This window comes from Protofrankia sp. Cr1, assembly GCF_963555865.1.
In the GTDB taxonomy this organism is placed as follows: Bacteria; Actinomycetota; Actinomycetes; order Frankiales; family Frankiaceae; genus Protofrankia.
Map to the genome: position 1 here is coordinate 7329 of NZ_CAUVXO010000083.1, position 5181 is coordinate 12509.

The window sequence follows — 5181 nt, forward strand, 5'->3', positions numbered from 1 at the left end:
TCACCGTGATCGGCAACACCGGTGACGACATCACCCTGCACGGCCTGCGGATCTGCCCTGATCTCGACACCGTCATGTACACGCTCGGCGGTGGTATCTCCCCCGAGCGTGGCTGGGGTCGCCACGGCGAGACGTTCACCGTGGCAGAGGAGCTGGCGGCCTACGGGGTGGGTCCCACCTGGTTCGGCCTCGGCGACCGCGATCTTGCCACCCATCTCGTGCGCACCCGGATGCTTGCCGCCGGCTACCCGCTCACCGAGGTCACCGCGGCACTCTGCCAACGGTGGAAGCCCGGCATCCGGCTGCTGCCGATGAGCGACGAACGGGTTGAGACGCACGTCGTCGTGGAGACCGACGAAGGCCGTCGAGCCATCCATTTTCAGGAGTGGTGGCTGCGGATGCGTGCCGCCACACCAGCCCTGGAGATCATTTCGGTGGGCGCCGAAGCCGCGCAACCCGCGCCCGGCGTTCTCGACGCGCTCGCCGACGCCGATGTCGTGCTCCTCCCGCCGTCGAATCCGGTGGTGTCCATCGGGTCGATCCTCGCGGTACCCGGGGTGCGAGCGGCGCTGACGCAGACGCCCGCACCGGTCGTGGGCGTATCCCCGATCATCGGCGGTGCGCCCGTTCGCGGCATGGCGGACGCCTGTCTCACCGCGATCGGTGTGGCCACCAGCGCCGGCGCCGTGGCTACCCACTACGGTGCCCGCCGGCGCGCCGCCCCTGGCGACGGGATTCTCGACGGCTGGCTGGTCGACACCGCCGACACCGGCACCGAGGTACCCGGGGTCACCGTGAAGGCCCGTCCACTGCTGATGACCGACGTCGCGGCAACGGTCGAGATCGTGCGCGCCGCCCTGGAGCTCGCCGGTGTCTGACGCGCTGGAAATCATCGCCGTGGCCGGAATCGGTGAGGTACGCGCCGGTGACGACCTTTCCGCACTCATCGTGACGGCACTGTCCGCCCGCGAGCTCCACCTACGCGACGGCGACATCCTCGTGGTCACCTCGAAGATCGTCTCAAAGGCGGAAGGACGACTCCTCCGCGTCGACGGCGACCGGGAGGCGGCCCGGCTGGCCGCCGTCGAGGCCGAAACCGTCCGTGAGGTGGCGCGGCGGGGGCCGACCCGGATCGTGGAGACCCGGCACGGGTTCGTCATCGCCAGCGCCGGGGTGGACGCATCCAATGTGATCAAGGATGAGATCGCCCTGCTGCCGGTCGACCCGGATGCCAGCGCCCGGGCGCTGGCGGACGGGTTGCACGCGCGCCTGGGCGTGCACGTCGCCGTCATCGTCAGCGACACCACCGGTCGGCCGTGGCGGGCCGGCCTGACCGACCATGCCATCGGCGTCGCGGGCATGGCCGCCCTGCGCAGCCACGTTGGCGATGTCGACCCGTACGGCAACGAACTCGGCATGACCGAGATCGCCGAGGCGGATGAGCTGGCTGCCGCCGCCGACCTGGTCAAAGGGAAGCTGACCGGAGTGCCGGTGGCGCTCGTACGCGGATTCCGCGCGCGCGCCGACGACGGTCGCGGGGTCCGGGCACTGGTACGCCCGGCGGCTGAGGACATGTTCCGGCTCGGCACCGCCGAAGCCCAGCGGGCGGCGGTCAGCGCTCGGCGGACCATCCGCGAGTTCAGCGACCGGCCGGTGAATCCGGCCGCCATCGAGCGTGCGTTCGCGGCGGCCCTGACCGCGCCCGCACCGCACCACACCGCACCGTGGCGGTTCGTGGTCGTGACGCAGGCCCGCGACCAGCTCCTTGACGCGATGGCCACCGCCTGGGCCGCGGACCTGACCGCCGACGGCTTCGACGAGGCGGCGGTCGCCCGGCGGCTCGCCCGCGGGAACGTGCTGCGCCGTGCGCCCGTCCTGGTCATCCCGTGCCTGGTCACCGACGGCGCCCACGCCTACCCGGACAGCCGGCGGGCCGCCGCGGAGGAGCGGATGTTCCTGGTCGCGATGGGTGCCGGCGTGCAGAACATGCTGGTCTGCCTGGCCGCGGACGACCTGGGATCATGCTGGGTTTCGAGTACCTTGTTCTGCCCGGACGTGGTCCGCGCCGTGCTGGGGCTGCCGGCGCAGTGGCAGCCTATGGGTGCCGTCGGCATCGGGCACCCGGCGCAGGCGCCTGCCGATCGCCCGGCGCGCGATGTCGCCGCGTTCGTCGTCAACCGGTAGTCCGGCGGGTCCGGCGGGTCCGGCGGGGACGAGGTGCGCGGGCGACCACCGACCCTCCGTAGGATCCTGCGCCGTGGGAAAAAAGAGTGCGGAACGCAACGCAAGACTCGATACGCTCCGGCGGGAACAACGGCGCCAGGAACGCCGGCGTTCCTTTCTGATCTACGGAACCGGCGGCCTGGTCGCAGTCGCGGTGCTGGCCGGCATCATCGTCTACGCGCTGGTGGCCAACCAGGCGAAGGATGAGTCCCACTCGGTCGGTCACGTCACCGCGGCGAGCGCGGCGGCGACCGCGGCCGGGTGTACCGGAGTCGTCAACGACGCCTCCCGCGGCAACACCCACGTCGCGGCCGACCAGACGGTCAACTACGACCTCGCGCCGCCATCGTCGGGTAACCACGATGCCAGCCCGCTGCCGGACGCCTACCGCTTCTACGAGCGCATCCCCAACCTGCGGATCGAGCGCGCCGTCCACAACCTGGAACACGGCTTCGTCATCGGCTGGTACGACCCGAAACTCCCGGACGACCAGGTCACCGCGCTGCGTACCGCCGCGGACGCGGCCGGCAGCCGGTTCATCGCCGTCCCCTGGGCACGCAGCGAGTTCGCCGACAACAGACACTTCGTGCTGACGGCGTGGGACCGCACCCAGCGATGCGCGACCGTGTCGGAGTCGGCCATCAAGGAGTTCGTGAAGACCTACGCCAACCCCAGCCTGGCCGGCGCTGCGTGGGCATCCCCCACCGCGCCCGAGTCCGGTGCGCTCGGCGGCCCGCTCAACCTGAGCCCGACCATCGCCGGCACCGCGCAGGCTGACAGCGCACAGGCTGACAGCGCACAGGCCGACAACACCCAGGCCGGCACCGCGCCGAGCGCCGGCTCGGATACCAGTACCGCCACGTCCGCCCCGGCGGGCGCGGCCACCTCCACGCCGTAAGCCCGGCGCCGGCGCTGGTGGCCCCGGGGGAACCCGGGCATCAGCGTCGGCTGGGCATCAGCGTCGGATGGCACAGCGGTCAGGCGCGGTCCGAGCTGAAGCGGATCGCGCCCGCGCCGAGGACCGCCCCGGGAAACACCCGCACACCAGCCCGCAGCTCGTTGTCGGGCTCGATCCGCGCACCGTCGCCCACGACGACCCCGTCCAGTGACACCCGTGCACCGATGACCGCGCCAGCGCCGACGACCGATCCACGCACCACCGCACCGTCACCGATGACCGCACCGTCGAAGAGCACCGCACCGTCCACCGTGGCGCCGCAACCCACCACGGCGCCGGCACCCACCACCGCCCCCCCGCTGATCTTCGCGTCCGCGGCGACGGACGCGCCGGCCAGCACCAGCTGGTCACCGACGGGTCCCGGCAGCGCGGAGGATGTGATCCGTCCCGTCACCAGGTCGCGGGAACCCTGGATGAACGCCTCCGGGGTACCCAGATCCAGCCAGTACGTGCTGTCGACGTAGCCGACCACGAGAACGCCGGACGCCAGCAACCCCGGAAAGGTCTCCCGCTCGACCGAGACCGGCCGGCCGGCCGGAATGTCGTCGATCACTGACCGCCGGAAGACGTAACAGCCCGCATTGATCCGGTTGGTCGGCGGATCGGGGGTCTTCTCCAGGAACTGGGTGACGCGGCCGTCTGCGTCGGTGGGGACCACGCCGAAGGCACGGGGGTCACCGACCTCGGTCAGATGCAGGGTGACGGCCGCGTCGGCGTCCCGGTGCCGGCGCACCAACGCGACGATGTCCAGACCCGACAGGATGTCGCCATTGAAGATGACCACCGGGTCGCCCGGACCACCGCGCAGCCGTGACGCGACGTTGCGGATCGCACCGCCGGTTCCCAGCGGCTCGGTCTCGGTGACGTACTCCAGCTCCAGACCGTGTGCGGAGCCGTCGCCGAAGTACTCCTCGAACACTTCGGCCCGGTATGAGGTGGCGAGAACAACACGGGTGATGCCCGCGTCACGCGCACGAGCAAGCATGTGGGCGGTCACCGGAACGCCGGCGACCGCAAGCATCGGTTTCGGTGCTGACATCGTCAGCGGGCGCAGCCGACTACCCTGTCCTCCGACCAGCATCACAGCGTCCATGACGCGTGAGTGTCCCAGAGGCCGCACCGGCTGGTGCACGATGTCGGCATACCTCCATGGCGTCGCGTCGCGGACACCTGCCGACCAGGCTGGGCACAGCTGCCGGATCCGCCTCGTTCACCGGCCCTGTTCACCGGCCCTGTTCACCGACATCGTTCACCGGCCCCGGCACGCCGGAGTGCGCGCACGAGCCCAACTGGCGATGCTGAAGACGTGGTGCGCCAGCAACCTGTCCGCTACCGGGTCTCTCCCGGCGACGCCCGCACGGGCGCCGAGGCAGCTACGGCCGCGCTGCTCCACGGTGGGGAACCGGGTTTTGCCGCCGCCCGCACCGACGACGGTGGTCCCGCCACACTGGCGGTGTGGCTCGCCTGGCACGGCGAGGGTCCACCCATAGCCGATGTCGTACCCGTGCTCACCAACCTCGGCCTACGCGCGACGACCCATCGCTGGCTGCCGAGCCAACCGGGCCCGCTCGGGGGCACCGTCAGCCTGGACGAGTACCACGTGCGCGCCACACCGGCGCTCGCCGACGCCGCCCTCAGGCAGATGGACGGGCTGCGCGGCATTCTGGCGGGCCTCGCACGCGGGGACATCGACAGCGACAGCCTCGACTCACTCGTGCTGACCGCCGGGCTCACCGCCCGGGAGGTGGGGCTGTTGCGGGCGCTGTTCCGTTACCTGCGCCTGGCTGGAACGTCGCTGGGAACCCGCTACGCCCACCGCGTCCTGACCGCCCACCCGTCCTATGCGCACGATCTCGTCGCACTGTTCCACGCCCGGATGGACCCGGCACGGGTGAGTCCCACGGAGACCGGACGGCTGCACGCGCGGCTGGAGGACGCGCTGGGGTGGGTGACCGGCATCAACGACGACATGGTCCTCCGCCGGTTGCGGGACCTCGTCC

At 71.4% G+C, this 5181-nt stretch carries 4 protein-coding genes and 1 pseudogene; 4 read left to right on the forward strand and 1 reads right to left on the reverse strand.

Annotated features, from left to right (window positions below; all coding sequences use genetic code 11):
* The 3 genes from cofD to U9980_RS09740 all read left to right on the forward strand — a co-directional run.
* The coding region (gene cofD, locus U9980_RS09730) for a 2-phospho-L-lactate transferase (protein WP_322767629.1) at nt 1-878 on the forward strand (878 nt) is incomplete at its 5' end.
* On the forward strand, nt 871-2184 hold the full coding sequence (locus tag U9980_RS09735) for a coenzyme F420-0:L-glutamate ligase (protein WP_322749348.1): 1314 nt from the start codon (nt 871-873) through the stop codon (nt 2182-2184). The genes cofD and U9980_RS09735, both read left to right, overlap by 8 nt.
* A gap of 73 nt (nt 2185-2257) precedes the next feature.
* Nucleotides 2258-3121: a DUF3105 domain-containing protein gene (locus U9980_RS09740; protein ID WP_322767630.1), complete on the forward strand. Its 864-nt coding sequence runs from the start codon at nt 2258-2260 to the stop codon at nt 3119-3121.
* A gap of 79 nt (nt 3122-3200) precedes the next feature.
* On the opposite strand, the gene U9980_RS09745 is transcribed toward U9980_RS09740, so the two are convergent.
* Nucleotides 3201-4274: a sugar phosphate nucleotidyltransferase gene (locus U9980_RS09745; protein ID WP_416210213.1), complete on the reverse strand. Its 1074-nt coding sequence runs from the start codon at nt 4272-4274 to the stop codon at nt 3201-3203.
* Between the two features lie 213 nt (nt 4275-4487).
* On the opposite strand from U9980_RS09745, the pseudogene U9980_RS09750 reads away from it, so the two are divergent.
* A pseudogene (locus U9980_RS09750) lies at nt 4488-5181 on the forward strand (glutamate dehydrogenase); the annotation flags it as partial.